We start from the raw sequence: 25,371 nt of genomic DNA, 5'->3' as shown, positions 1-25,371 counted from the left end.
GCACGATGAAAAACTTTGAAAACAAGGTGGCCGCGATCACCGGTGCCGGTTCCGGCATGGGCCGCACGTTGGCCCTCGATCTGGCGCGTCGCGGCTGCCATTTGGCACTGTCGGACGTCAACGAGGCCGGCCTCGCCGAAACGGTGCAGCTGGTGGCGGCCGCGAGCCCGTCGGTGAAGGTCACGTCACAGCGGCTCGACGTCGCTGACCGCGCCGCCATGGTGGCCTGGGCCGACCAGGTGGTGGCGGACCACGGCAAGGCCAACCTGATCTTCAACAACGCCGGTGTCGGCCTCGGCGCCACCGTGTCGGGGATGAAGATCGAAGATTTCGAGTGGTTGATGAACATCAACTTCTGGGGCGTGGTTTACGGCACCCAGGCGTTCCTGCCGCATCTCAAGGCGGCGGGCGAGGGTCATGTGATCAATACCTCCAGCTTGTTCGGGCTGTTGGCGGTACCGTCGCAGTCGGCCTACAACGCGGCCAAGTTCGCCGTGCGCGGTTTTACCGAATCACTGCGGCAGGAACTCGACATGCTGGACTGTGGCGTGTCCGCCACCAGTGTGCACCCGGGCGGGATCAAGACCGCCATTGCCCGCAATGCGCGAATGGACAGCAGCGTGCGCGCCATCGGCATGGACGAGCAGACCTCCGGCCGCAAGTTCGAAAAGAACTTCATCACCACCGCCGAGAAGGCGGCCGCCATCATCCTGCGCGCCGTGGAACGTGACCAGCGCCGCGTGCTGGTGGGCCCCGATGCGGTGCTGCTGGACAAGGTGGTGCGCCTGTTCCCCAGTGCCTACCAGCGTTTCACCACCTACTTTGCCCGCAAGCAGATGAGCTGAGGCGGGTTCAAGGTGCTGTCGGCGGCGGGTATCCGAAGCCGCGCAGCAACTGGTTGAGGGCTTCGGTGGCCTCCTGGGTCAGCGGGAAGGCCGCCGGCTCCATCAGCCAGGTGCGAACCATGCCGAGGATCATGCTGTGCAGCATGCGGGCGCAGGTGGCCGGGTCGAGATCGGCATGGATCAGTCCCAGTGCGTGACCGCGGCGAAACGCCGCGGTGTGCCGGTCGATGAAGAAGCGGGTGCGTTCGCGCTGACGCCGTTCCACCTCGGCCAGTTCGGCGACGAACTCGCAGCGGTTGAAAAGGATGTCGAGCAGATTGCGCGACTGCGGGTTTTCCTCGATGTCGCGGACGGCGTTGATGCAGAAGTGGTGCAGGGCGCCGATAGGGTCGGCGCAGCGGGTGGCGACCTGCTCGGCCTGATCGAACAGCGGTAGCTGAACCCGGTCCACCAACGCGCTGAACAGATCCACCTTGTTGCGAAAGTGCCAGTAGACGGCGCCACGGGTGCAGCCAGCGGCGCGGGCGATATCGTCCAGTGAGGTGTGGGACACCCCCTTTTCCTGAAACAGCCACTCTGCGGCGTGCAGCAACGCATCGCGGGTTTTCAGTGCGTCTTCACGGGTCTTGCGCGCCATGACACTCGGAGTTTGACGGAAGTGATATACAAACATACATGAATGTATAATAATCGCCAACTGTTCATGTCCCCGGAGTCCCGCGATGGCGGTTCCCCCCTCCCGCGTCCCCCGTTTTCGGTCGTCCGCGGCCGGGTTGTTGTTGTTGCTGGTGTTGGTGGCCTGCGAGGCGCCGTCACCACCGCCGCCGGCCGTGCCGGTGGTGACCGTTGAGGCGGTGCAGATTCGGGATCTGCCGCTGCGGCTCCGCTACCCCGCGCGGGTGGTGGGTTCGCGGGTGGTCGAAATCCGGGCGCAAGTGAACGGGGAGATCGTCGAACGCGCCTACCGCGAGGGTCAGCCGGTGGAGAAGGGCGACGTGCTGTTCCGCATCAACCCGGCGCCTTATCAGGCGGTGTACGACCAAGCGGCGGCCCAGGTCGCGGTGCAACAGGCAACCTTGTCGCAGGCCGAAACCGAGTTTTCCCGGGTCGAGGCGCTGGTCGAGGGTGGGGCGGTGAGCCGGCGTGAGTTCGATCAGGCCAAGGCGGCGTTGCAGCAGGCGCGGGCCGGCATGGCGGCGGCCGAAGCCACGCGACGCTCGGCTCGGCTGAACCTTGACTACACCCAGGTGCGTGCGCCGGTCGATGGCGTTGCCAGCAAGGAGGCGGTGACCGCCGGCAATCTGGTCAGCGGCGGTGGCGGTGCCGGTGGCGACCTGCTCACTTCGATCATCCAGTCGGACCCGGCCTACGTTGAGTTTTCGGTGCCCGAACCCGAGTTTCTTCGACTGCGTGACGGTGCCCAGCTGCAGGCTGAGGGCCTACAGGTGAGCATTGTCGCCGGTTCCAGTTGTGACTTGCATGGACGTGTCGATTTCGCCGACGCCTTCGTTAATCCGGCGACCGGCACGTTGCGGCTGCGCGCGGTGTTCGACAACCCGGATCGCTGCCTGGTGTCGGGGCAGTTTCTCGAGGTCGAGGTCGAGGGGCTGACCCTGACCGATCGCCTGGCCCTGCCGAAGACCGCGGTGCAGTTCGGGCAGCGGGGTGCCCTGGCCTGGGTGATCGGGCCGGACAACATTGCCGAGCGTCGGGCGCTGAAAGTCATCGAGAGCTGGCGCGACCACTGGATCGTCGAGGGGCCGCTGAAGGCGGGCGAGCGGGTGGTGACCGAGGGTGTCCTGAAGGTGTCGGACGGCAAGCGGGTGGACGTCCGCCAGCCTGACACGCCGCCGCCGGAAGCGGACGGGGGCGCCTGATGTTTTCAGCGTTCTTCATCCGGCGGCCGATCTTCGCGACCGTCCTGTCGATCATCATCACGCTGATGGGCCTGGCGGCCATGCGCAGCCTGCCGGTTGCGCAGTTTCCGCAGATTCTTCCCCCCGAGATTACGGTTCGGGCGACCTATCCGGGTGCCAGTGCGGAAGTGGTGGCGGACACGGTGGCGGCCCCGCTGGAACAACAGATCAACGGTGCCACCGGCATGATCTACATGAGCTCGACCAGCTCATCGGACGGCCGGGTATCGCTGCGCGTGACCTTTGCCACCGGAACCGATCCTGACGATGCGCTGATCGAGGTGAACAACCGCATCCAGGCGGCCGTGCCGACGCTGCCGGAGGAGGTGCGACGGCTCGGTGTGGTGGCGCGCAAGGCGACCTCCGACATTCTGGCGGTGACCACGCTGGCTGCGCCCGACGGCCGCTTCGACGAAATCTACATCAGCAACTACGCGTTGCTGAATCTGGTGGAAGAACTCAAGCGTGTGCCGGGTGTTGGCGATGCCCGGCTGTTCGGCCTCAAGTACTACGCCATGCGGGTGTGGTTGGACCCGCAGCGGATGAACACGCTGGGGCTGGTGCCCTCCGACGTGGCGCAGGCACTGCGGGACCAGAACGCGCAGCTGCCCGCCGGCCGCATCGGCAGCGAGCCGCTGGAGACGCCGGTCGATTTCACCTTCACCATGACCACGCAGGGCCGCCTGCTCACGCCTGAGACGTTTGGTGATGTCGTGCTACGTCGCGGCCTGGATGGCGCGGTGACCCGGCTGCGCGATGTGGCGCGGGTGGAGTTGGGCGCCCAGGATTACAGCTTCACCTCCAGCCTGAACGGCCAGATGGCGGTGCCCATGGGCATCTTCCTGCAGCCCGGGGCCAATGCCCTGGCCACCATGGACCGGGTCAACGCCAGGCTGCAGGAACTGTCCACGGCGTTTCCCGAGGGCCTCGAATACCGCGTTCCATACGACACCACGCGGTTCGTGCGCATTTCCATCGAGGAGGTGGTGAAAACGCTGTTTGAAGCGTTCCTGCTGGTGTTCGGCGTGGTGTTCCTGTTTCTCGGCAACTGGCGGGCGACGCTGATTCCCAGCCTGGCCGTGCCGGTCTCGCTGATCGGCACCTTTGCCGGCATGTATCTGCTCGGCTTCACCATCAACACACTGACCCTGTTCGGCATGGTGCTGGCCATCGGTATCGTGGTTGACGATGCCATCGTCGTGCTCGAGAACGTCGAACGCATCATGGAGGAGGAAGGGCTGGACGCCCGAGCCGCCACCTTCAAGGCCATGCAACAGGTGACCGGCCCGGTGGTGGCCATCGTGCTGGTGCTGGCCGCGGTGTTCCTGCCGGTCGCGTTTCTCGGCGGGCTGTCGGGTGTGCTCTACAAGCAGTTCGCCATCACCATCGCGGTTTCGGTGGCGATCTCGGGAGTGGTGGCGCTGACGCTGACACCCGCACTGTGCGCGTTGTTTCTGCGCAGTGGTCATCAGACCCGATTCGCCCCCCTGGTTGCCTTCAATCGGGGGTTCCGCAGTCTGACCGAGCGCTATGTCGGCGGCGTCGGGTTCCTGCTGCGGCACACCGCGATCACGGTCGCCCTTTTCGTGGCGGTACTGCTCGGCGGCCTGCTGATGTTCCGGATGGTGCCGGGGGCCCTGCTGCCGGACGAGGACCAGGGCACGGTGATTGCCGCCATCACGCTGCCGGACGCGTCGTCGCTGTCGCGGACCGAGAGCACTGCACGGCAGCTCAGTGACTATCTCAGCGGCAAGGAGAGTGTCAGCACGGTGGTGGGCCTGGTGGGCTTCAACCTGCTGGCCGGCAGCCTGCAGACCAATGCGGCGACGCTGTTCGTGTCGCTCAGTGATTGGTCCGAGCGCGAGACCGCGGCCGACAGTTCCAAGGCCATTGCCGCCGAGACCGCGGAGTACGGGTTCAACAGCCTGCGCGATGCCAAGGTGCTGGGCATCAACCCGCCGCCGATTCGCGGTCTCAGCACCACCGGCGGGTTCGAGTTCTACATCGAAAGCCGCGCCAGTGCCGACTATGCCGCGCTGGCAGACCAGGCGCGTCACTTCGCCGATGTCGCCAATGCCGATCCGCGGTTGAGCGGGGTGCTCACCACCTTCGCTGCCAACACCCCGCGTATCCGCCTGCAGATCGACCGCGACAAGGCGGCCGAGCTCGGGATCAGCCTGACCGGCTTGTTCGAGGCGGCGCAGGCCACCTTCGGCACGCTCTACGTGAACGACTTCAACCGGGATGGACGTGCGTTCCAGGTCATCATTCAGGCCGAAGGCGAGGCCCGCGACACCATCGAGGATCTGCGGGGCGTCAACGTTCGGGCGGCCGGTGGCGATCTTGTGCCGTTGACCACGGTGGTGACGCCCGTGCAGGAAACCGGGCCGGAGTTGGTCGATCGGTTCAACAGCTTCCCGGCGGTGAAGATGCTGGGAAATCCGGCGGCCGGCGTGTCGTCCGGGACTGCGCTGGCGGCATTGGCGCAGGTTGCCGAGGAGACCCTCGACCCCGGCTACACCTTGGCCTGGACCGGCTCGGCCTACCAGGAACAACAGATCGGCGACACCGCCGCATTTGCCTTCGTGGCCGGCCTGCTGATGGTGTTCCTGATTCTGGCGGCCCAGTACGAGCGTTGGTCGCTGCCGTTCGCGGTGGTGCTGTCGGTCCCGTTCGCGTTGCTGGGGGCGTTGTCGGCGGTGGCACTGCGGGGGCTCAGCAACGACATCTACTTCCAGGTGGGTCTGGTCACGCTGATCGGCCTTTCCGCCAAGAACGCGATTCTCATTGTCGAGTTCGCCGCGCTCAACGCGCGATCCGGGATGAACACCCTGGATGCGGCGTTGCTGGCAGCCCGGCAGCGCTTCCGGCCGGTAGTGATGACCTCCCTCGCCTTCATCTTCGGGGTGATTCCGCTGGCCCTCAGCAGCGGCGCAGGGTCTGCAGCGCGGCATTCGATCGGCACCGGGGTCATAGGCGGCATGGTGGCCTCTACGCTGCTGGCGACCCTATTCATTCCGGCCTTCTTCCGCTGGGTCTATCGGCACTCACCGCAGGATCCGGCACCGACGGAGACACGCGAATGAACGCGCTCCCGGTTCCGCTACTGACCGCGGTTCTGATACTGAGCGCCTGCAGCGGCGTGCCCGAGCGGCGGGTGCCCGCCGAGATCACGGCGGCCGTCCCCACCAGCTATCCACCGTCGGTGGGGCAACGCTCGACCGCCACATTGGCTGACGACTGGTGGACGGCGTTCGGCGATCCGGCGCTGTCTGCATGGGTGACTCGCGGTCTGGCGTACAACAGCGATCTGTCGATTGCGGCTGCGCGGGTACTGGAAGCGGGTGCCCTGGCGCGGCAGGCGGGTGCCGACCGGCTGCCGCAGCTCGGTGCCTTTCTCGGAGCCACCCGTCAACGGGCGTTGTTGCCGCAGGGCGGGGTGCCGGCCAGCGCGGTGTCCGAGCGTGGTCAGGTGGGCGTGTCGGCCAGTTGGGAGCTGGATCTGTGGGGACGTCTCGCCCTGCAGGATGCGGCAGCCCGGCGACGGTATCTGGCCGAGGGATACACCCTCACTGCCGTGCGCTTGAGCGTGACAGCCGAGTTGGTTCGCGGCTATCTCCGGGTGCAGACACTGGACGCCCAGCGACAGGTACTGCAAGACAACCGTGCGCTGTTGTCGGAATCGCTCGCCCTCAACGAGCGGCGGTATCAACTCGGCAGTATTTCCGAGCTGGACGTGCAGCGCGCGCGGGCGGAACTGGCCGACACCGAAGCCCAGCTCGCCGATATCACCCGTTCGCTGCGGATCAGCGAGCGGGCCCTGACAGTGCTGGCAGGCGACTGGCCGGCCGAAGCGCTGCCGCGTCCGGTCGCACCGCTCGATGAGCTGCCCGAGCTGCCGCCGGTGCCGGTCGGTCTGCCGGCCGCCCTGCTTGATCGTCGGCCCGATCTGCGCGCGGCCGAAGCCCTGCTGCAGGCCCAACAGGCCGACGTCGGCGCGGCACGGCGCGCGCTGCTGCCGACGGTATCGCTCAGTGGCCGCTTTGGCGGTGCCAGCCCCGACCTCAGCGCGCTGTTGCGGGACCCGTTGACGATCTGGTCGGTCGGCGCCGATCTGTTGCAGGTGGTATTTGACGGTGGCCGTCGCCGGGCCGGTATTGCCGGGGCCGAAGCACGGGCGACACAGGCCCTCGAACGCTATGCACGCGCGGCGCGCGGCGCCTACGGTGAGGTGCTGGATGCCCTGGAAACCCGCCGTGCCGCTGCGGCAGTACGGGATGCGCGCAGCCGCCAGGCGGCGGCCCTGGCGGTGGCCGAGCGTTTGGCGCAGCGACGTTATGAGGAAGGCTACTCGGCCTATCTCGAACTGCTGGATGCCCGCCGCAGTCGCCTGCAGGCGCGACTGGCGGTGGCGCAGGCCCGCAGCGCCGAGGTCGATGCCTACGTTCGTCTGATCACCGCACTCGGGGGCGGTTGGCAGGCCGCCGACATCGATCGCCTGCAGTAGGCCGGCCGTCTTCGGCGTTGGCGCCCGGTCCGCCTACCGGGTGCCGGCCCGCCGGCCACTGATCCGCGTCCACCCTTCATGCCCGGCATCGGGCGCGAAGTCGAGGAACCCGGCGTAGGCGGCACGCACCTCGTCGGCCTGGCGATCAAGCAGGCCGGCGAGCGCCAGCACGCCATGGTCGGCCAGGCATCGGTCCAGCAGGGGCGCCAGGCTCACCAGCGGGCCGGACAGGATGTTGGCCACCACCACATCGGCGGCGAACGGCGTGAAGGCTTCCGGCAGATAGGTTTCGACGCGGTCGGCGACGCCGTTGGTCTCGGCGTTCTGGCGGGTGGCGATCAGCGCCTGCGGGTCGATATCCACCGCCACCGCACGGTCGGCCCCGAGCAGCAGGGCGGCAATCGCCAGAATGCCCGAACCACAGCCATAGTCGAGCACGGTCTTGCCTTTCAGCGACAGGCCGTCGAGCCAGCGCAGGCAGAGGTCGGTGGTCGGGTGGGTGCCGGTGCCAAAGGCAAGGCCGGGGTCGAGCGTGAGGATGATGGCGTCGTTGGCGTCGATCTCGCCACGCTTCTCCGCCGGGGTGACCCACAGCCGACGGCCGAAGCGCAGCGGTTGCCAGTGCTCCAGCCAGGCCCGTACCCAGTCTTGGTCCTCGACCAGCGTGGAGGCCACCGTGACCGCATGGCCGTCGGGGACCAGTTCGCGTAGCAGGTTGACCACGGCGCTGACATCGGTGCCGTCCGGGAACAGGCCGAGCACGACGGTGTTGCGCCAGAGCGGGGTTTCTCCGGGTAGCGGTTCGAGGACCGGGTCGTCCTCGGCATCAATGAAGCTCACCGACAGGGCGCCGGCGGTCATCAGGGCTTCGTCAACGAAACCCGGGTGCGCGCTGCTCACGCGCAATTGCAGAAAGGCCAAGGGGAGGGCTCAGGCGAGGGGTGGGAGGGCGCGGTCGATCAGCGGCTGCAAGGGGGTATCGGCCGCCAGGGTGCCGAAGGCCAGACCATGCTGGCCACCGAGACGTGACCGGCAGAAGGCGTCGCTGACGATATCGTTTCCAGCCCTTACCAGAATGGCGGCCTGCAGGGTCAGGGCCATCTGTTCGACGATGGCGCGCGACCGCAGTTCCAGCGTGGTGACGTCTTCGAGCGCGCGGTGCAGTGCCTGAATGCCCTGGTCAAGCATCGGGTGTTCGCCGCGCACCGCCAGCAGTTCGGCGCTGAGCACCTCGCGGGTTTCCGGGTCACGTGACAGTGCCCGCAGCACGTCGAGGCACTGGATGTTGCCGCTGCCTTCCCAGATCGAGTTCAGCGGGGCTTCGCGGTAGAGACGCGGCAGAAGGCTTTCCTCGACATAGCCGGCGCCACCAAGGCACTCCTGGGCTTCGTTGACCAGCGCCGGTGCACGTTTGCAGATCCAGTATTTGCCGACCGCCGTGGCGAGGCGCGCGAGCGCGGCCTCTGCCGGGTCGCGGTTGGCGGCGTCGACCGCCCGTGCCACTCGCAGGGTCAGCGCGGTGGCGGCTTCGCTTTCCAGTGCCAGGTCAGCCAACACGTTGCGCATCAGTGGCTGGTCAACCAGCGCCTTGCCGAACGCGTGCCGCTCGCGACAGTGATGGATCGCCTGGGCGGTGGCCTGGCGCATCAGTCCGGTCGAGCCGATCATGCAGTCGAGCCGGGTCAGTCGCACCATGTCGAGGATGGTGGCGACGCCACGGCCTTCGTCACCGATGCGTTGGGCCCAGGCGCCCTCGAACTCCACCTCGGACGAGGCGTTGCTCCAGTTGCCGAGCTTGTCCTTGAGGCGCTGGATACGGATGGCGTTGAGGCTGCCGTCCGGCGCCACCTTGGGCGCCAGAAAGCAGGTCATACCGCCCTCCGCCTGGGCCAGCACCAGCCAGGCATCGCACATGGGCGCCGAGAAGAACCACTTGTGACCGATCAGTGCATAGTGCCCGTCGGCCTGTGCCACCGCCCGGGTGGTATTGGTGCGGACATCGGAGCCGCCCTGCTTTTCGGTCATGCCCATGCCGATGGTGCAGGCGGTCTTGCTGGCAGCCGGGGCGACGCGCGGGTCGTAGACGGTGCCGGTGATACGCGGCAACCAGTCGGCTGCCACCTCGGGCTGGTGCCGCAGGGCGGGGACCGCGGCGTAGGTCATGGTCAGCGGGCAGCTGCTGCCCTGTTCCGCCTGGTTGTGCAGCAAGGCAAGGCCGGCGCGCACCACATGACTGCCGTCGCGAGCATTGTTCCAGGCAAAGGCGTGCACCCCATGGGCCATCGCCAGGGCCATCACCCGGTGATAGGCGGGATGGAATTCCACTTCATCGAGCCGATGGCCGTAGCGGTCGAACAGTTTCAGGCGCGGCTTGTGCTCGTTGGCCTCGAAGCCGAGGCGCATCAATTCGCCGCCGGCGATTGCGCCGTAATCCTGCAGTGCCTGGCTACCCCAGTCGCCACCTTCCCGTGCCACGGCTTCGCGCAGGGCGAGGTCGGTGTCGTACAGGTTGACGTCGATGAAGGGGCGCGGCTGATTGTCGACCGAATGGGTGACGAACTGTTCGGCAAGGGACATGGGCAGCTCCTGGCATACGGCGGATGGCGCTCAGTGCGGCGCCGTGTCCGGTTGGGAGACGCGCGGGGCGCGGTCAAAGCGCAGCAGCAGGCCCGGCAAGAATAACAGGTCGAATGCCAGCGCCAGACCGATCACCATCGCGGTCATCAGGCCCATCGAGGCATTCACGTCGAAATGGGACTGGGCCAGAATGAAGAAGCCGATGGCCAGCGAGGCGGTGGTGACCAGCAGGGCGGAGCCGACGGTCGAGAACGCATAGCGGATGGCCTCGGCAGGCTCGGCGCCACGCTCGCGGCGGGCGACCAGATATTTGCTGAAGAAATGGATGGTGTTGTCGACGACGATGCCAAGCGTGATCGAAAACACGGCGGCCACCGCGAGGTTAACGTTGCCGACGGTCAGGCCCCAGATGCCGAAGGCCATCATCGCCGGGAATGCGTTGGGCAGCAGCGACAGCAGGCCGAACTTGATCGATCGCAGGGCCATCATCAACGTGATCGAGATCAGCACCAGCGCGATCAGCGAGCCGCGAATCATGCTTTTGATGTTGTTCTGGCCGATGTGGGAGAACATCAGCGACAGGCCGGCACCGGGGGTCTGCAGCGCGGGGGTGTTGGCAGCCATCCAGGCCTGCGCCCGGTCTTCGATGGCGATGATCTCCTTGGCCTTCACGTTGGCGATCTGTGCCACCACCTTGGTGGCCGATTTATCGAACGTCACCTGATTGGCAAGGTCCAGGCCCTGCGGCAGCGACAGTTCGTACAGCAGGATGTACTGGGCGGCGAGATCGCGGGCATCCGGCAGGCGATACCACTCGGGGTCGCCGCCATGCATGTTCTGGCTCAGGCGCTTGAGGATATCGGTGAACGTCGAGACGTGGGTGATTTCAGGTTGTGCTCGCAGCCAGGTGGCGAACTGATCGACGGCAGCCAGATAGTCGGGGTCGTAGATCCCCCCCGGTGCGCCTGCGGGCAGCGAGTAGGCGATGGAGTCGATGCCGGTCAGGTTCTGCTGCACATAGTCGAAGGCCTGACGGACCGGCAGCTCCTGGTGGAAATACTCGACGGTGTCGTCATTGAGATCGTTGCGGGGCACGAACATCAGCAAACTGGCGGCCGCCGCCAGGGCGCTGAAGAAGTATGCGGACTGGTGTCGGAGGATGTGGTCGGCGAGCCCACGCAAGGAGAAGCGGCGGCTGTCGTCGCCGGCCTGGACCCGGATCCGCATCGGCAGGGCCATCATCAGCGCCGGCAGCAGGGTCAGCGTCATTGCCATCACCCCGATCACGCCAAGCCCGACCATGGTGCCGAGCTCGCGGAACAGCGGCGAGTCGCTGGCATTGAGCGAGAAGAAGCCGATGGCGGTCGTCACCGTGGTCAGGAACACCGGCATCAGGTTGATGCGTAGCGCGTGTTGCATCGCCTCGTCGCGGCTCATCCCCTGGCGCAGGTCACGCAGGTAGTGCACCAGCACGTGCACGCAGTCGGAGACACCGAGGGTGAGGATGATGATCGGACCGGAAATGTTGACCTGGTTGAGCTGGTAGCCCAGCCAGCCGGCAACGCCGACGGTGATGAAGATGCCGGAGATCACCACTAGTGTGGTCACCGCGGTTGCTGCAGCCGACCGGAGAAAGGCGCCGAGCAGCACGATGACCGCAAGAAACATCATGGGTACCAGAGTGCCGGCATCGGATTCGGCGCTCTCATTGAACGCGTGGTTGACCACCACCTGACCCATCAGGTGGAAGGTGAGCTCGGGGTAGGCGGCCTGGTAGCGGGCTTTCATTGCCCGCGCCGCCGTCATGATTTCGGTGGTGGCGGGCGTCACCTCGCGGCTGTCCAGCGGCAGTTCCATCCGCACGTTGACGCTGGCGACCCGCGCATCGTCGGCCAGTATCAGCCCGACCACCGCCGGTTCATCCAATGCGATGGCCTGCAGCTCGCGGGCACGCTCGGGCGTGACCGCCGCCGGATCCGGCACCAGATCGTTGACGATCAGTTCGTCACCGTCGGCCCGGGTGTGCTGGAAGTTGGTGACCGAGTCCACGCGAATGGCGCGCGGCAGTGTCCAGCCTTCGGCGGTGAGCGCATGCAGGGCACCGAGGGTGCGCGGGGTGAACACGGTTTCGCCGTCGGGGGCGCCCACCACAAAGGCGACGTTGTCAGCCTTGGTATAGGCCGCTTCCATCGCTTCGTGCGCCATCAGCTGTGGGTCGCCAGCGTCGAAGAAGACCTTGTAACTCGATTCGAACCACAGGCTGCGGGCACCCAGCGTCAGCGCGGCGAGCAGGACGACTCCGGTGGTAAATGCGATCCAGCGATGTCGGACCAGCCACTGTGCGATGCGTGCTTCCATGCGGATTTCTCTCTAGCGTTGACGGCGGTAACATACCCCAGGGTATGTTGAAACGCCAGCCTTGGGTCGACGCCTATACTCGGCGCTGAATCGAACCTGCGCCGACCATGCACCGTGACACCGCGCCTACGCTCTGGGGCCACCCCCGCGGTCTGTATGTTTGTTTCCTCACGGAGATGTGGGAGCGTTTTTCGTTCTACGGGATGAAGGCGCTGCTGTTCTTCTATGTCACCAAGCATCACCAGTTCAGTGACCGTGAGGCGTTTCTGTTGCTGGGGACCTATGGCGGCCTGGCCTATGCCATGCCAGTGCTTGGCGGGTTGGCAGCCGATCGCTGGCTGGGTTTGCGGCGGGCGGTGGTGCTGGGCGCGGTGCTGCTGTGCGCCGGCCACCTCGCGATGGCCTGGGAGGGCACGCCGGCGACCGAGGTCAACGGCCTGCGGGTGCAGGATACGGCGGCCTTGCAGGTGTTCTATCTGGCACTGGCGCTGATCATCACGGGCGTCGGCCTGCTCAAGCCCGCCATCTCGACACTGGTGGGGCAGCTCTACCGCGAGGATGATCCGCGCCGCGATGCCGGCTTCACCTGGTTTTACATGGGGATCAATCTCGGCGCTTTCAGCGCCGCGCTGCTATGCGGCTATCTGGGCGAGACCTGGGGCTGGCGCTATGGCTTTGGGCTCGCCGGCCTCGGCATGGCACTGGGGCTGCTCACCTTCCTCCGCGGGCGGCGGCACTTTGCCGGGCGGGGTGGGATGCCGTCCGGACGCCGGGCACCGCCGGCGGCGGTGGTGGCCGGGTTGACGCTGCTGGTGGTGGCGTTGATCTGGCCCCTGTTGCAGCTGCATCTGACCCTGCTGGACACGCTGACCCTGAGCGCCACCGAGGCGGTGGCGCTGGTGGCAGCCGGCGTGCTGCTGGCCTGGTGGGGCCGTTTCGTGCTGCGCGAATGCACACCGGCTGAGCGTGGGCGGATGGTCCTGCTGATGGTGTTGATCGCGGTCAGCACCGTCTACTGGGGGCTGTACGAGCAAAGCTATGGCAGTTGGAATGCCTTTGCCGACCGTGCAATGAACCGGCATGCCCTCGGTATTGAATGGAATGCCAGTCAGTTGGGGGCGCTGGGGGCCGTCTTCATCTTCCTGTTGGCGCCGCTGTTTGCCTGGCTGTGGCCGTGGCTCGACCGCCGCCGGCGGAACCCGTCGGATGCCCTCAAATTCGTGCTGGCGCTGGCCTGCGCCGGGCTGTCGATGGGGGTGCTGGCCTGGGCCTCGACGCACCCGCAGGCCAATGGGTTGGCGCCGCTCTGGGGATTGGTGCTGGCGTATCTGGTCATGGAAGTGGGGGAGTTGATGCTGTCACCCATCGGACTATCCGCCGTGACCCGGTTGTCGGTGGCGCGGGTGGCCGGCTTGATGATGGGCGTGTGGTTTCTCGCCTCGGCATTCGGCGAAATGCTGGCCGGCCGGCTCGGTACCCTGGCGGCGCTGGAGCGCGACGCGACATTGACGCCGGCCGCGCTACTGGCCCACTACGGCAGCGTTTTCACGACCTTCATGTGGATCGGGCTCGGCGCGGCACTCTTGCTGTTGCTGACGTTGCCGTTGTTGCAGCGACTGCGCGCCGCCGGCGCCACCACAGACCGGCCGCCAGTCCTGCCAGCAGGCTGAGCCCGCCGCCGCCCCCACCGCCATCGCTGAGGGCGGGCAGGCCGCCGTCGTTGCTGGTGGACGACAGGCGGGCAGTGCCATTGCCGACCGGGTCGAGTGCGTTGGCGATGGCGCTGCTGGTGCTGAAGGCGCGCTCCAGACGACCGAAGTAGTCTTCGCCATCCAGATTGCTGCAACTGGCGGTGCCGCCCGAGAGAACGCCGACCAGCAGTCCGCTCTGGTCGAACAGCCCGCCGCCGGAGGAGCCCTGCTCGGTGGTGCCCTGGGTCCAGCGGACCCCCCAGGCATCGCTTTGGAAGCCGCCGAGGAGCCCGCCGATCTGGACATTGTCGACCGCCCGTGCCGGGGTGCCATAGAGGCTGATCTTCTTGACGTCGCCGTCGGGGTGGTGAAGGGCGGCACCACTCTGCGGGGCCCCCTGGGATGTCGGGCGGGCGTTCCAGCCGCTGTAGCGGGCGCCAAAGGCCGCCGGTGGCCGTGACCGCAGCACGATCAGTGCGGTGTCGGCTTCAACGGCGGTGCCGACCAGGTCGGCGCCTTCGACCGTGTCCGACAGCCGGCCGACGCCACTGCCACAGGTGTCGCGCTCAAAGTTGAACAATGCGGTGGTCGATCGCGCGTTGCCGGCCGTAATCCCGCAGTGATTGGCGGTGAGGATCAGCGGGCGTCCGTTGTTGGCGGTGTTGCTGACCAGGGTGCCGCTGCACAGGGCGGTGTTGGCGATGGTGAGCCGAACCGTGGCGGCCTGTTGCAAGCGCCAGGCATTGGCCTGCGGGCATGCGACGTCGACGTTGCAGCTGCCGGCGGCCTTGGCCATCGACGCACCCTCGCCGACAAAGGCGTGGAAGACCGTAGTCACGGTGAGTGCGAAGGTGTCACGCCCGGCGACCGGCAGGGTTGCCGTCAACAGCCCCCAGGCGCCCGGCACGAAGGGTGACCACCACAGGCCGTCAGCGTGGTCGGGGAAGTCATGCCCGGGGGTGCCGCCGTCGATTGGTTGCCAGCTCAGGCGGCCGCCGTCGGGCAACCGGATGTCGCTGACCGCCACCGCGAGCTGCCGGGCGTCGGCGGAGAACAGTCGCAGTTGCCACACCGCGTGGTCGCCGTCGGTGGTCCAGGCGCCATCGGCGACGTCCAGGGTCAGGGGCTGGGGCACCGCGAATCGACGTGGAATGTCACGGGCAATCGCGACCGCCGCGCTTACCGATGCGGCATCGGTGGCCACCATCGGGATCGCGTCGAGCTGACGGGTGTCCTGACTGGCGGCCGCCGGAAGGGTGGCGAAGAGGCAGGCCAGCAGTAGGGCGGCACGCAACGGGTTCATGACGGATTCCTTACGGCGGTGCCGCGCTCAATCGGAGCCTGCAGACTGCCCGGAAACCGGCTGGAGATCAAAAAGTGACGCGTTGTTGAGGTGCAGGCTGTCGCCTGCCGCCGCATCCTGGATTACGGTCAGGACCTGCCAGGCATCACCATCGTGGCGGGCATCGACCACCTCGCCGACGGCGCTGTCACCTTCGGTGCGAAGGACCCGGTCGCCGGCTGCGGCGGTGCCGGTGGTGCGCGCCCGGTAGAGCGATCGCTTGGCCTGGCCGAGGTAATGGAGGCGGGCGATCACCTCCTGGCCGGTGTAGCAGCCCTTGGTGAAGCTGATGCCGCCAAATCGGTCGAGGCCGGCCATTTGCGGAATGAACTCGTCGCGGGTCGCCGGGTAGACGGTGGGCACGCCCGCCTCGATGTCCGCTGCATGCCAGGCGTCCGTCAGCTGATCGGCGGCGATCGCGGGCAGGCTGTCGAGGGTCTCGGCGTCGCCCACCAGGGTGAAGCGTGGCACCCGACCGGGACGTCGGGCGATGGTGATGCCGTCGCCATGGGTCACCATGAAGGCGGCGGCAGGTACCGGCCAGTTGCGCTGGGTGAGCCAGTCGGGCGCCGCCTCGCCCATCAGGCCACGGAGGCCGGTGGCCGGCGCCACGGGTTCGAACTGGACGTCCGAGCGCAAGACGAACATCCGCAGCCGCTGGACGGTTGCGGCCATCATGTCGGCGTTGACCTCAAGCCAAAAACCGTCGTCGGCCGGCAACACATGCAGTGTGGCGAGCATGCGGCCCCGCGGACTGTTGAGTGCGGTGAACAGGCTGTGCTCGGCGTCGACGGTTTGCACGTCGCCACACAGCTGTCCCTGCAGCAGGGTGCGCGCGTCGGCGCCGCGCACGCGGGTCAGGGCGAGGTCGGGAAGGGCGCCGAGGTAGAGGTCTTTCATACGTTTGATTGCCAGGACTTCAGGAGATTTGTCACACTATGCAGGCTGTGAGCACCGATTCTGACATTTCATCCCCCGCGCCCGACAACGCCGAGTCTCGGCCATCGGTGCCCGAGGCCTTGCCCCTGTCTGCACTGCCGAGGCGCGAAGCGCCTGCCGTACGTGAGATCGGGGGGCGTCAGAACGGCTTGGACCCGACCCGCTATGGCGATTGGGAAAAGAACGGCCGGTGCATTGACTTTTGAACCTCCGCGGCCGGCCTGAAGCGCCAGCCGCCCCCCTTTCACGTCCCTCCGGGAGCCGGAATGAGCGCCTCCAAACCGCAAGTGCCTGCGCGGCCACTGTCCCCTTTCATGCTGGGGCAGTACTACCGCTTTCAGCTGACCTCGGTGTTGTCCTTTATCCATCGCATTACCGGTATCGGTCTCAGCCTCGGCACCTTGTTGGTGGCTGGCTGGCTGATTGCCCTGGCCAGCGGGCCGGAGGCCTACACCGCGTTCGCCGCGCACATGAACGCCTGGTATGGACAGTTTCTGCTGTTCGGCTGGACCTGGGCGCTGATGTATCACCTGTGCAACGGGATCCGTCATCTGGTGTGGGATGCCGGGTATGCGCTTGAGTTGTCGTCGGCTTATGCCTCCGGCTACATCAGCGTGGTGGTGTCGTTGTTGCTGACCGGCGCCGTGTGGGCGCTGGCCCTGCTGGCCTAGGAGGTCGACATGAGTCTGCGTTCTCCGTTGTCTCGCGCCCGTGGCCTTGGCTCGGCCAAGGAAGGCGTTCATCACTTCTGGGTGCAGCGCGTCAGCGCGGTTGCCCTGGTGCCTTTGGCACTGTGGTTCGTGTTCTCGGTGGCGCGGTTCGCCGGCAATGATTTCGCCGTGGTCCGGCACTGGGTGTCGGACCCGAGCGTGGCGGTCACCCTGATCCTGTTCCTCGCCGTCACCCTGTACCACTCGGCGTTGGGCATCCAGGTGGTGATCGAGGATTACATCCATCGTGGGCGCATCGTCGCCCTGATGCTGTCCAAGTTCCTGCACGTGATTGTCGCCGCCGCCAGTATCTTTGCGGTACTCAAGGTCGCGCTGGCCTGAGGTCGTCACCCCGCCGGGCGCGCCCCGCGTCCGACCCCGTTCAACGGAGTGTTTGAGTCGATGTCTGCATACGAGATTGTTCATCACGAATATGACGCGGTGGTGGTGGGCGCCGGTGGATCCGGTCTGCGTGCCACGCTCGGGCTTGCCGAGTCCGGTCTGAAGACTGCCAACATCACCAAGGTGTTCCCGACCCGGTCGCACACCGTGGCGGCCCAGGGCGGCATTTCGGCGGCGCTGGCCAACATGGGTCGCGACGACTGGCGCTGGCACTTTTATGACACGGTGAAAGGCTCGGACTGGCTCGGCGACCAGGACGCTATCCAGTACATGACGCGCGAGGCGATTCCCGCCGTGATCGAGCTGGAGCACTATGGCGTGCCGTTTTCGCGGACGCCGGATGGCACCATTTACCAGCGTCCGTTCGGGGGCATGACCACCGAGTTCGGCAAGGGCCCGCCGGCCCAGCGCACCTGCGCTGCGGCGGATCGTACCGGTCACGCGATGCTGCACACGCTCTATCAACAGAGCCTCAAGTGCAAAGCGCAGTTCTATATCGAGTTCTTCGCGCTCGACCTGCTGATGGACGACGACGGGCAGTGTTGTGGGGTGCTGGCGCTGGAGATGGCGACCGGCAAGATTCACCGCTTCCGCAGCCACATGACGATTCTCGCCACCGGCGGCTATGGTCGGGCCTATTTCTCGGCAACCTCCGCCCACACCTGCACGGGTGACGGCAACGCCATGGTGCAGCGCGCCGGCTTGCCGCTGCAGGACATGGAGTTCGTCCAGTTTCACCCCACCGGCATCTACGGCGCAGGCTGTCTGATCACTGAAGGTGCGCGGGGTGAGGGTGGCTATCTCACCAACGCCAAGGGCGAGCGTTTCATGGAACGCTACGCGCCGAGCGTGAAGGACCTGGCGCCGCGGGACATGGTGAGCCGGTCGATGGCCACCGAGATTCGCGAAGGTCGGGGGGTCGGGGAGGAAGCCGACCACATTCACCTTCATCTGGAGCACCTGGGGCCGGAGGTGTTGCACAAGCGGCTCCCGGGCATTACCGAATCGGCCCGAATCTTTGCCGGTGTCGATGCCACCAAGGCGCCGATCCCGGTGGTACCGACGGTGCACTACAACATGGGGGGCATTCCAGCCCTCTACACCGGCGAGGTGGTGACCCTCAAGGACGGCGACCCCGACAGCGTGGTCCCGGGCCTGATGGCGGTGGGCGAGGCGGCCTGCGTGTCCGTGCATGGTGCCAACCGTCTGGGTTCGAACTCGCTGCTGGACCTGGTGGTGTTCGGTCGCGCCGCGGCCATCCGTACCGCGCAGATCGTCAAGGCCGGACAGCCGCACAAGAAGCTGTCCGGACGTTCTGAAGATGCCTCGCTGGCCCGCCTCGACAAGCTGCGCAATTCCTCCGGCGGGACCACCACCGCATCGCTGCGGCTGGACATGCAGAAGGCGATGCAGAAGCACTGCGCGGTGTTCCGTGACGGACCGCTGATGCAGGAGGGCATCGACAAGCTGAAGGCCCTGATCGGGGGCTTCAACACCGACCTCAAGGTGAGCGACCGGTCGCTGATCTGGAATTCCGACCTGATCGAAACCCTCGAGCTGGACAACCTGCTCGGGCAGGCGCTGGTCACCGTGGTCGGCGCCGAGAACCGCAAGGAATCCCGCGGTGCCCACGCCCGTGACGACATCAAGGACCGGGACGACCAGAACTGGATGAAGCACACCGTCGCCTGGCGTGTCGCCGACACCGAGGTGAAGCTCGATTTCCGTCCGGTGCATCTGCAGCCGATGGATGCCGACGTCGACCACATTCCGCCTGTCGCACGCAAGTATTGAACAGCCGGGAATCGGGAATCGAGAATGGGGAATCGACAGCAGCCCCCGCGCCTCACGATTTCCGATTCCCCATTCACGATTCCCGCTTACGGAGTAAGCAACCATGGCCCAGTTTTCGCTTCCCCAGAACTCGAAGATCGACAAGTCCGCCGGCAAGCACTATCCGGCCCCGGCCGGCGCCAAGAACGTCCGCGCCTTCAAGATCTACCGCTATGACCCGGACACCGGCGCCAATCCGCGGGTCGACACCTATGACGTCGACATGGACAGCTGCGGGCCGATGGTGCTCGACGCCCTGATCAAGATCAAAAACGAGACCGATGCCAGCCTGACCTTCCGCCGGTCCTGCCGCGAGGGCATTTGCGGTTCCTGCGCGATGAACATCGACGGCGGCAATACCCTGGCCTGCATCAAGCCCTGCGACGAAGTCAAAGGGGACGTCAGCATCTACCCGCTGCCGCACATGCCGGTGGTCAAGGATCTGGTGCCGGACATGACCCACTTCTACGCCCAGCTCGCCTCGATCGAGCCGTGGCTGAAAACCGATTCGGCGTCGCCCACCCGTGAGCGGCTGCAGAGCGAAGAAGAGCGGGCCAAGCTCGATGGCCTCTACGAATGCATCCTCTGCGCCTGCTGCTCCACCAGTTGCCCGAGTTACTGGTGGAATGGCGATCGCTACCTGGGACCGGCGATCCTGATGCAGGCCTACCGCTGGCTGGTGGATTCGCGCGACGAAGCCACCGGCGAACGCCTGGATGCATTGGAAGACCCCTTCAAACTGTATCGTTGTCACACCATCATGAATTGCACCAAGACCTGTCCAAAGGGTCTGAACCCGGCCAAGGCGATTGCCGAGGTCAAGAAGATGATGGTGGAACGCACCGTCTGAGCACGGTGGCCCGGTTGTTGATCGGGGCGGCCTTTGGGGCCGCCCCGCTGCGTTTGGAGGGTGGATGGATCAGGCACGTCTGAAATGGTTGCTGCGACGCGGCATGAAGGAGCTCGACGTGATGGTGAGCCGCTACCATGCCGAGCGTTATCCGGCGGCACCGGAGGCCGAGCGGGCAGCCTTCGAGCAGCTGCTGGATCAGGCAGAGGACCCTGATATCTGGGCATGGGCCATGGGCTATGCCGACGTACCGGAGGTTTACCAGGATGTCATCCGGGAACTTCGCATCCACCGTTGATCTGCGGCTGCGGCCCTCGCGGCGGGCGCTGCAGCTGGCCCTCTGGGTTCATGCCCTGCCAGCGGCGATGCTGCCGTTCTGCCTGCCGACCGGCTGGCCGATGGTGGCGGTCGCCGGGTTGATCGCGCTGTCGTGGGTGGCGCTGCGGCAGCATCCGGCGCTCGGTATGGGTCGTCGCGCGGTCAGTCGGGTGGTCTGGGACAGCGAGGGCGAATGGCGCATCTGGGTCGGCGGCAGCGCGCAGGCGGTGACCTTGCTTGATCACAGCATCGTCCACGGTCAGTGGCTGCTGCTGCGCTGGCAGCGCGTCGACGATGGCAAACGCTACAGCCGGCTGTTGCTGGGTGACGAGGTCGGCGCCGACGGCATGCGGCGGCTGCGGGCCCGGCTGTCGATGCTGGGCTAGCCGCCGTCGCGGCTGCGCCCGGGCAACACCGAGGGGCGCGCGTTGCTGAGGCTCCCCGGATAATCCAGTGTGTGATGCAGACCGCGGCTTTCGTGACGCTGCAGGGCCGAACGGACAATGAGGTCGGCGACCGTCACCAGATTGCGCAGTTCCAGCAAATCGGGGCTGACGGTGTGGTGGCTGTAGTACTCGGTGATCTCGCGTGACAGCAGCTCGATCCGATGCTGCGCCCGCTCCAGGCGTTTGGTGGTGCGGACGATGCCGACGTAGTCCCACATGAAGGTGCGCAGCTCCAACCAGTTGTGGCTCACCACCACGTCCTCGTCGGAATCCGTGACCTGGCTCTCGTCCCAGACGGGCAGGGGCCCGGGAGCCGACCAGCCCGCCAGGCGCGGCAGCAGGTCATCGGCGGCCGCCTTGCCGAACACCAGGCATTCGAGCAGCGAGTTGGACGCCAGCCGGTTGGCGCCGTGGAGACCGGTGCAGGCCACCTCGCCAACGGCATAGAGGCCGTCGACGTCGGTGCGCGCACGCAGGTCGGTCAGCACCCCGCCGCAGGTGAAATGTGCCGACGGCACCACCGGGATCGGCTGGGTGGTGATGTCGATCCCCAGTTTGAGGCAGCGCTGGTAAATGCTGGGGAAGTGCTGGCGGATGAAGTCGGCCGGCTGATGGGTGATGTCGAGAAACACGTAACGCAGGCCCAGCCGCTTCATCTCGTGGTCGATGGCGCGGGCGACCACGTCGCGCGGTGCCAGCTCGCCGCGGGGGTCAAAGCGCGGCATGAAGCGTTCGCCGGCCTGATTGGCGGCATCCGGCAGCCGCAGCTGTGCGCCCTCACCGCGCAATGCCTCGCTGATCAGGAAATTGCGGTTGTCGGCGTGAAACAGCGTGGTCGGATGGAACTGCATGAATTCCATGTTGGCCACGCGGCAGCCGGCGCGCCAGGCCATGGCAATGCCGTCGCCGGAGGCGCCGTGCGGGTTGCTGGAATAGAGATAGACCTGGTTGGCGCCCCCGGTGGCCAGCACCACGGCGCGGGCGGCGTGGGCCTTCACCTCATGGTTGAGGATGTTGAGCAGGTAGGCGCCCTGGGCCCGCCCCTCGGGCCCGACAATCAGGTCGACCGCCAGGTGATGTTCGAGCACCTGGATGTTGGGGTGGGCGGCGGCCAGGGACGACAGGGTGGTCTCGACCGCACGGCCGGTGGCGTCGGCGGCGTGGACCACCCGCCGGTGAGAGTGCCCGCCCTCGCGGGTCAGGTGCAGGCCGCCGCCGGGGTGTTCGTCGTCCAGGGTGAAGGCCACGCCCTGATCCTGCAGCCAGCGGATGCAGGCTGGCCCGCGCTCGACCGTGAAGCGCACCGCCGCCTCGTCGCAGAGGCCGGCACCGGCCACCAGGGTGTCTTCAACATGGCGGTCGGTCGAATCGTCGGCATCGAAGACCGCGGAGATTCCGCCCTGGGCCCACAGCGTGCTGCCGCCGGCCAGACGGCCCTTGGAGACTACCGTGACGGCCACGCCGGCCTTGGCCAGGCGCAGGGCGCAGGTCAGGCCCGCAGCGCCACTGCCCAGAATCAGCACATCGGTCTCACCCATGGCGCGCCTTATTTGTAGAATGTCGGGATCGAATCCGCCAACGACCCTTCGGGGCGGTCGATCGGACTGCGCGTTGCGCGCTCCGGGTGTTCTCCAACGCCCGGACGGGCCACTCGGTCGCCGTCCGTCACATGGGGGACGTCGGCGCCGCGTGTGCTTCTTACGAACGCAACACACACGTGATCTTCAAGGGTAGTGAGTGTAGCGGGTCGCCGTTCGGCTTGGCGGTGCTGCTGCAGAATGCGGGACGCATGAGCGACACGAACGTGGACGAACAGCTGGTAGCACGGGTCCAGGGCGGCGACGTCCGGGCATTCGAGCTGCTGGTCCGCAAGTACCAGAACAAGATCATCCAGCTGGTCAGCCGACTGGTGGGCGATGCCGACGCGCCCGATGTGGCGCAGGAAACCTTCATCAAGGCGTACCGGGCCATTGGCGGCTTCCAGGGCAACAGCGCCTTCTACACCTGGCTCTACCGTATCGGCATCAATACCGCCAAGAATCATCTGGTGGCGCAGTCGCGCAGGCCCAGCGGCCAGAGCAACATCGATGTTGCCGACGCTGAACTTTACGGGCATACCGAGCATCTAAGCGACACCAACACGCCCGAAGCGATTCTGCTGTCGGAGGAGATCAAGACCAAGGTGGGCGAGGTGATCAGTGGCCTGCCGCCCGACCTGCGAAAGGCGATCACGCTGCGCGAGTTGGAGGGCCTGTCGTACGAGGAGATTGCGGAAGCCATGGATTGCCCCATCGGGACGGTCCGTTCGCGTATCTTCCGTGCACGGGAAGCGATTGATGCGGTCATTCGCCCGTTGATGAGCAATGATTGACGCAATCGTCCGGTTTTTCAGGGGTGTCCGGAACTTTCCGGGCGCCGTGCGGTACCAGTCTGCATTGACGGTGTGATGCCATGAACACGCATGAAAGCCTTTCGGCACTGATGGACGGGGAGCTCGCTCCCCATGACCTGGATCGGCTGCTTGCCGAGACCGATGCCGACCCTGCCTTGCTGCAGACCTGGTCGCGGCTGTGTGCCGCGCGCGATGCCGGCGACGGCACCCGCATCCCCGCAAGCCGTGACACCTGGGTATCCGACCTGATGCAGGCGGTTCGTGCCGAGCCGTTGCCGCTGGCGTTGGCGCATCCGCAGGTGGCGTCACTGGCGGCACGCCGGCGCCGGCCGATTTGGCAGCCGCTCGCCGGCCTCGCGGTGGCGGCCAGTGTGGCGATGGTGGCGGTGACCCTGAGCCTCAACACCGCACCGCTGGCCGATCCGGCCGTCGCCGATAGCGTTACCGATCCCGATGCGGCAGCCCCGGTGGCCGCCCCGCGCGACCTGCGGTTGGTATCCAACGACGGCCTCGCCCAGCCGCTGGACGCTGACGAGACCTGGCTGCTCAACAATTATTTGCTGGAACACAACAACGCGCTGGCGAGCCAGGGCGTCGGGGGCACCTTGCGCTACGCGCGGTTCGCCGCCCACACCACCGACGGCGTCCGCCCGGTGGCTGTCTCCACGGCGGAGGACGCACGCTGATGTCGCGCTTGTGGATCGCGGCAGTGGGGGCCGGACTCAGTGTCGGCGCCCAGGCTGCGGACCCCGAGACCTGGCTGGTCGACATGAGCCATGCCGCTCGCACCAGCAACTATGCCGGGGTAATGATCTACCGCGGCGACAACACGCTGGAGACGTTTCGCGTCACCCACCGCTTTCACGAGGGACAGGAACGGGAACGGGTGCAGAGCCTGACGGGCGCCCCGCGCGAAATTCTCAAACAGGGTGACACCGTCACCTGTCTGCTGCCGAAGAATCGCAAGCTGTCGACGGCGCCGCAGCCGACGCCGCAAGGCCTGTTTCCGGTGCTGTCCGCTGCCCAGGTAGCGCGTATTGCACAGGTGTACCAGCTGGAAGATCTGGGACGTCAGCGCATTGCCGGTCGTGACTGTCAGGGCATCGCCATCGTCCCGCGTGACCAGTTTCGCTATGGCTACGAGATCTGGGCCGACGCCGAGACCCGGGTGCCGATCAAGGTCACCCTGCGCGACCACCGAGGGGAAGCGCTTGAACAGATGATGTTCACCGAGGTGCAGTTCCCGGTCGAGATTCCGGATGCCGCGTTCGAGATCAGCCCGGAGCGACTGGCCGACTATCAGGCGGTCGTCCAGGAAGCGGCGCCATCACCCCAGGCGCTGGTAGGACAGGTCGCAGGCGGCACCGTTGCGGCCACCGACGCGTCGCGGGCTCCCTGGGCCTTTCAGCATCTGCCGCAGGGTTTCGAAGTGGTGATGCATGTCCAACGGACCTTGCCAGGGGGTGGCGGCAACATCCAGCACTGGGTCCTGTCCGACGGACTCTCTGCGGTGTCGGTTTTCGGCCGCCAGGGGCAGGGGCGCCTGATGGCGGCGCCACGCCCGCTCAATGCCATGGGCGCGGTTAACGCCTATCGACGTCTGGTGGGGTCGATGCAGGTCACCGTGGTCGGTGAAGTCCCCCGGCAGACCATCAAGCTGATTGCTGACGGCGTGCTGCCTGAAACCGATCACGCGGTGGCGGATACACCGCCGTGATCGAAGAGCGCGCGGTGGTCAGCCGCGTCGACGGTCGGCAGGTCTGGGTTCGTCCCTTCGGCAACGAAAGCTGTGCCCGCTGCCGTGAAGGTCGTGGCTGTGGCGGTGGCATGATCAACCGCCTGGTCAGTTCAAGGCGCCCCGATATCGAGGTGCATCCCGGTCGCGCGGTGCCGATGCCGGTGGCGGGCGATACGGTGATCATCGGGATCGACGAAAGCGCGCTGATGCAGGCCGCGCTCGCAGTCTATGCGGTGCCGGTGGCCGGTCTGCTGGCCAGCGGCACCTTTGCTCATCTGGCATTGCAGGCCCATGACCTCCTGGTGGCCGGATTCGGCCTGCTGGGCTTGGTCGCGGGTTTTGCCGTGACCCGCGGGTTCAGTCAGCGGGTGAAGCGACGCCCGGGATTCCAGCCGGTGCTGCTAAGGCGCGACGCGGCGCCGGAGGGATGTGCCGTCCGGGGTTGATGCAATCGTGACCGCTTTCGATAATGCGGTTTCTGCGGCCGCTGGTCGCCTCGGGGGGATG

At 66.5% G+C, this 25,371-nt stretch carries 23 protein-coding genes; 16 read left to right on the top strand and 7 right to left on the bottom strand.

Annotated features, from left to right (window positions below):
• Positions 1-5: 5 nt before the first annotated feature.
• Positions 6-845 carry an SDR family NAD(P)-dependent oxidoreductase gene (locus JN531_RS16045; protein ID WP_228349862.1) on the top strand — a complete coding sequence of 280 codons (840 nt, stop codon included), beginning with the start codon at positions 6-8 and terminating at the stop codon, positions 843-845.
• 7 nt (positions 846-852) lie between these two features.
• Here JN531_RS16045 and JN531_RS16040 read toward each other — a convergent pair whose 3' ends face one another.
• Positions 853-1,482 carry a TetR family transcriptional regulator gene (locus tag JN531_RS16040; protein WP_228349861.1) on the bottom strand — a complete coding sequence of 210 codons (630 nt, stop codon included), beginning with the start codon at positions 1,480-1,482 and terminating at the stop codon, positions 853-855.
• An 85-nt stretch (positions 1,483-1,567) separates the two neighbouring features.
• On the opposite strand from JN531_RS16040, the gene JN531_RS16035 reads away from it, so the two are divergent.
• From JN531_RS16035 to JN531_RS16025, 3 genes are read left to right on the top strand one after another with little or no spacing between them, the layout of a single operon-like run.
• Positions 1,568-2,722 (top strand): efflux RND transporter periplasmic adaptor subunit, encoded by a 1,155-nt coding sequence (locus JN531_RS16035; RefSeq protein WP_228349860.1) that lies wholly within the window; start codon positions 1,568-1,570, stop codon positions 2,720-2,722.
• The gene (locus JN531_RS16030; protein ID WP_228349859.1) at positions 2,722-5,847 is read left to right on the top strand and encodes an efflux RND transporter permease subunit; all 3,126 of its coding nucleotides are present in this window, start codon (positions 2,722-2,724) and stop codon (positions 5,845-5,847) included. The genes JN531_RS16035 and JN531_RS16030 overlap by 1 nt, the downstream gene beginning before the upstream one ends.
• The gene (locus JN531_RS16025; RefSeq protein WP_228349858.1) at positions 5,844-7,268 is read left to right on the top strand and encodes an efflux transporter outer membrane subunit; all 1,425 of its coding nucleotides are present in this window, start codon (positions 5,844-5,846) and stop codon (positions 7,266-7,268) included. Before JN531_RS16030 ends, JN531_RS16025 begins: the two co-directional genes overlap by 4 nt.
• 33 nt (positions 7,269-7,301) lie before the next feature.
• Here the strand turns inward: JN531_RS16025 and prmA are convergent, their stop codons facing one another.
• From prmA to JN531_RS16010, 3 genes are read right to left on the bottom strand one after another with little or no spacing between them, the layout of a single operon-like run.
• Positions 7,302-8,168: a 50S ribosomal protein L11 methyltransferase gene (gene prmA, locus JN531_RS16020; RefSeq protein WP_228349857.1), complete on the bottom strand. Its 867-nt coding sequence runs from the start codon at positions 8,166-8,168 to the stop codon at positions 7,302-7,304.
• Between the two features lie 30 nt (positions 8,169-8,198).
• A complete protein-coding gene (locus tag JN531_RS16015) occupies positions 8,199-9,845 on the bottom strand; it encodes an isovaleryl-CoA dehydrogenase (protein ID WP_228349856.1) in 1,647 nt (548 codons plus the stop codon).
• A 30-nt stretch (positions 9,846-9,875) separates the two neighbouring features.
• Positions 9,876-12,203 carry an efflux RND transporter permease subunit gene (locus JN531_RS16010; protein ID WP_228349855.1) on the bottom strand — a complete coding sequence of 776 codons (2,328 nt, stop codon included), beginning with the start codon at positions 12,201-12,203 and terminating at the stop codon, positions 9,876-9,878.
• 176 nt (positions 12,204-12,379) lie between these two features.
• On the opposite strand from JN531_RS16010, the gene JN531_RS16005 reads away from it, so the two are divergent.
• Complete coding sequence (locus JN531_RS16005; RefSeq protein ID WP_239795316.1) at positions 12,380-13,873, top strand: peptide MFS transporter; 1,494 nt, start codon at positions 12,380-12,382, stop codon at positions 13,871-13,873.
• Here JN531_RS16005 and JN531_RS16000 read toward each other — a convergent pair.
• Both JN531_RS16000 and ygfZ read right to left on the bottom strand, forming a co-directional pair.
• Positions 13,758-15,197, bottom strand: coding sequence for a trypsin-like serine peptidase (locus JN531_RS16000; protein ID WP_228349853.1), 1,440 nt, complete (start codon positions 15,195-15,197; stop codon positions 13,758-13,760). The genes JN531_RS16005 and JN531_RS16000 overlap by 116 nt on opposite strands.
• Before the next feature lie 27 nt (positions 15,198-15,224).
• Positions 15,225-16,136 (bottom strand): CAF17-like 4Fe-4S cluster assembly/insertion protein YgfZ, encoded by a 912-nt coding sequence (ygfZ, locus tag JN531_RS15995; RefSeq protein ID WP_228349852.1) that lies wholly within the window; start codon positions 16,134-16,136, stop codon positions 15,225-15,227.
• A 38-nt stretch (positions 16,137-16,174) separates the two neighbouring features.
• On the opposite strand from ygfZ, the gene JN531_RS17460 reads away from it, so the two are divergent.
• From JN531_RS17460 to JN531_RS15965, 7 genes are all read left to right on the top strand, one after another.
• Positions 16,175-16,381 carry a DUF1674 domain-containing protein gene (locus JN531_RS17460; protein ID WP_366522386.1) on the top strand — a complete coding sequence of 69 codons (207 nt, stop codon included), beginning with the start codon at positions 16,175-16,177 and terminating at the stop codon, positions 16,379-16,381.
• Positions 16,382-16,441: 60 nt separating this feature from the next.
• The gene (gene sdhC, locus JN531_RS15990; RefSeq protein WP_228349851.1) at positions 16,442-16,846 is read left to right on the top strand and encodes a succinate dehydrogenase, cytochrome b556 subunit; all 405 of its coding nucleotides are present in this window, start codon (positions 16,442-16,444) and stop codon (positions 16,844-16,846) included.
• Between the two features lie 9 nt (positions 16,847-16,855).
• Positions 16,856-17,227, top strand: coding sequence for a succinate dehydrogenase, hydrophobic membrane anchor protein (gene sdhD, locus JN531_RS15985; RefSeq protein WP_228349850.1), 372 nt, complete (start codon positions 16,856-16,858; stop codon positions 17,225-17,227).
• Between the two features lie 60 nt (positions 17,228-17,287).
• Positions 17,288-19,081, top strand: a complete 1,794-nt coding sequence (gene sdhA, locus JN531_RS15980) for a succinate dehydrogenase flavoprotein subunit (RefSeq protein WP_228349849.1) — start codon at positions 17,288-17,290, stop codon at positions 19,079-19,081.
• 103 nt (positions 19,082-19,184) lie between these two features.
• Positions 19,185-19,970: a succinate dehydrogenase iron-sulfur subunit gene (locus tag JN531_RS15975; protein ID WP_228349848.1), complete on the top strand. Its 786-nt coding sequence runs from the start codon at positions 19,185-19,187 to the stop codon at positions 19,968-19,970.
• A 64-nt stretch (positions 19,971-20,034) separates the two neighbouring features.
• Entirely contained in the window at positions 20,035-20,268 is a 234-nt protein-coding gene (locus JN531_RS15970) for an FAD assembly factor SdhE (protein WP_228349847.1), read from the top strand.
• The gene (locus tag JN531_RS15965) at positions 20,237-20,674 is read left to right on the top strand and encodes a protein YgfX (protein ID WP_228349846.1); all 438 of its coding nucleotides are present in this window, start codon (positions 20,237-20,239) and stop codon (positions 20,672-20,674) included. The genes JN531_RS15970 and JN531_RS15965 overlap by 32 nt, the downstream gene beginning before the upstream one ends.
• On the opposite strand, the gene nadB is transcribed toward JN531_RS15965, so the two are convergent.
• Positions 20,671-22,272 carry an L-aspartate oxidase gene (nadB, locus tag JN531_RS15960; RefSeq protein ID WP_228349845.1) on the bottom strand — a complete coding sequence of 534 codons (1,602 nt, stop codon included), beginning with the start codon at positions 22,270-22,272 and terminating at the stop codon, positions 20,671-20,673. The two genes, JN531_RS15965 and nadB, sit on opposite strands and share 4 nt — an antisense overlap.
• A gap of 251 nt (positions 22,273-22,523) precedes the next feature.
• On the opposite strand from nadB, the gene rpoE reads away from it, so the two are divergent.
• The 4 genes from rpoE (at position 22,524) to JN531_RS15940 (ending at position 25,310) form a co-directional block, all read left to right on the top strand.
• Positions 22,524-23,105 carry an RNA polymerase sigma factor RpoE gene (gene rpoE / locus JN531_RS15955; RefSeq protein ID WP_228349844.1) on the top strand — a complete coding sequence of 194 codons (582 nt, stop codon included), beginning with the start codon at positions 22,524-22,526 and terminating at the stop codon, positions 23,103-23,105.
• A gap of 80 nt (positions 23,106-23,185) precedes the next feature.
• Positions 23,186-23,812: a sigma-E factor negative regulatory protein gene (locus JN531_RS15950; protein WP_228349843.1), complete on the top strand. Its 627-nt coding sequence runs from the start codon at positions 23,186-23,188 to the stop codon at positions 23,810-23,812.
• Complete coding sequence (locus JN531_RS15945) at positions 23,812-24,843, top strand: MucB/RseB C-terminal domain-containing protein (RefSeq protein WP_228349842.1); 1,032 nt, start codon at positions 23,812-23,814, stop codon at positions 24,841-24,843. Before JN531_RS15950 ends, JN531_RS15945 begins: the two co-directional genes overlap by 1 nt.
• A complete protein-coding gene (locus JN531_RS15940) occupies positions 24,840-25,310 on the top strand; it encodes a SoxR reducing system RseC family protein (protein ID WP_228349841.1) in 471 nt (156 codons plus the stop codon). The genes JN531_RS15945 and JN531_RS15940 overlap by 4 nt, the downstream gene beginning before the upstream one ends.
• The last annotated feature ends 61 nt before the right edge of the window (positions 25,311-25,371 follow it).

It is taken from the genome of Flagellatimonas centrodinii, from assembly GCF_016918765.2.
GTDB lineage: Bacteria > Pseudomonadota > Gammaproteobacteria > Nevskiales > Nevskiaceae > Polycyclovorans > Polycyclovorans centrodinii.
This window is presented reverse-complemented; position numbering and strand designations above follow the sequence as displayed.

What these genes read in the sequence shown, in the direction of transcription:
- rpoE (WP_228349844.1), top strand. Translation starts at nt 22,524, where the DNA reads ATGAGCGACACGAACGTGGACGAACAGCTGGTAGCACGGGTCCAGGGC.
- JN531_RS15950 (WP_228349843.1), top strand. Translation starts at nt 23,186, where the DNA reads ATGAACACGCATGAAAGCCTTTCGGCACTGATGGACGGGGAGCTCGCT.
- nadB (WP_228349845.1), bottom strand. Translation starts at nt 22,272, where the DNA reads ATGGGTGAGACCGATGTGCTGATTCTGGGCAGTGGCGCTGCGGGCCTG.
- JN531_RS16040 (WP_228349861.1), bottom strand. Translation starts at nt 1,482, where the DNA reads ATGGCGCGCAAGACCCGTGAAGACGCACTGAAAACCCGCGATGCGTTG.
- sdhC (WP_228349851.1), top strand. Translation starts at nt 16,442, where the DNA reads ATGAGCGCCTCCAAACCGCAAGTGCCTGCGCGGCCACTGTCCCCTTTC.
- JN531_RS15975 (WP_228349848.1), top strand. Translation starts at nt 19,185, where the DNA reads ATGGCCCAGTTTTCGCTTCCCCAGAACTCGAAGATCGACAAGTCCGCC.
- ygfZ (WP_228349852.1), bottom strand. Translation starts at nt 16,136, where the DNA reads ATGAAAGACCTCTACCTCGGCGCCCTTCCCGACCTCGCCCTGACCCGC.
- JN531_RS17460 (WP_366522386.1), top strand. Translation starts at nt 16,175, where the DNA reads ATGCAGGCTGTGAGCACCGATTCTGACATTTCATCCCCCGCGCCCGAC.
- JN531_RS16000 (WP_228349853.1), bottom strand. Translation starts at nt 15,197, where the DNA reads ATGAACCCGTTGCGTGCCGCCCTACTGCTGGCCTGCCTCTTCGCCACC.
- JN531_RS16030 (WP_228349859.1), top strand. Translation starts at nt 2,722, where the DNA reads ATGTTTTCAGCGTTCTTCATCCGGCGGCCGATCTTCGCGACCGTCCTG.
- sdhA (WP_228349849.1), top strand. Translation starts at nt 17,288, where the DNA reads ATGTCTGCATACGAGATTGTTCATCACGAATATGACGCGGTGGTGGTG.
- JN531_RS16005 (WP_239795316.1), top strand. Translation starts at nt 12,380, where the DNA reads ATGTGGGAGCGTTTTTCGTTCTACGGGATGAAGGCGCTGCTGTTCTTC.
- JN531_RS16010 (WP_228349855.1), bottom strand. Translation starts at nt 12,203, where the DNA reads ATGGAAGCACGCATCGCACAGTGGCTGGTCCGACATCGCTGGATCGCA.
- JN531_RS16015 (WP_228349856.1), bottom strand. Translation starts at nt 9,845, where the DNA reads ATGTCCCTTGCCGAACAGTTCGTCACCCATTCGGTCGACAATCAGCCG.
- sdhD (WP_228349850.1), top strand. Translation starts at nt 16,856, where the DNA reads ATGAGTCTGCGTTCTCCGTTGTCTCGCGCCCGTGGCCTTGGCTCGGCC.
- JN531_RS16035 (WP_228349860.1), top strand. Translation starts at nt 1,568, where the DNA reads ATGGCGGTTCCCCCCTCCCGCGTCCCCCGTTTTCGGTCGTCCGCGGCC.
- JN531_RS16045 (WP_228349862.1), top strand. Translation starts at nt 6, where the DNA reads ATGAAAAACTTTGAAAACAAGGTGGCCGCGATCACCGGTGCCGGTTCC.
- JN531_RS15970 (WP_228349847.1), top strand. Translation starts at nt 20,035, where the DNA reads ATGGATCAGGCACGTCTGAAATGGTTGCTGCGACGCGGCATGAAGGAG.
- JN531_RS16025 (WP_228349858.1), top strand. Translation starts at nt 5,844, where the DNA reads ATGAACGCGCTCCCGGTTCCGCTACTGACCGCGGTTCTGATACTGAGC.
- JN531_RS15965 (WP_228349846.1), top strand. Translation starts at nt 20,237, where the DNA reads ATGTCATCCGGGAACTTCGCATCCACCGTTGATCTGCGGCTGCGGCCC.
- JN531_RS15945 (WP_228349842.1), top strand. Translation starts at nt 23,812, where the DNA reads ATGTCGCGCTTGTGGATCGCGGCAGTGGGGGCCGGACTCAGTGTCGGC.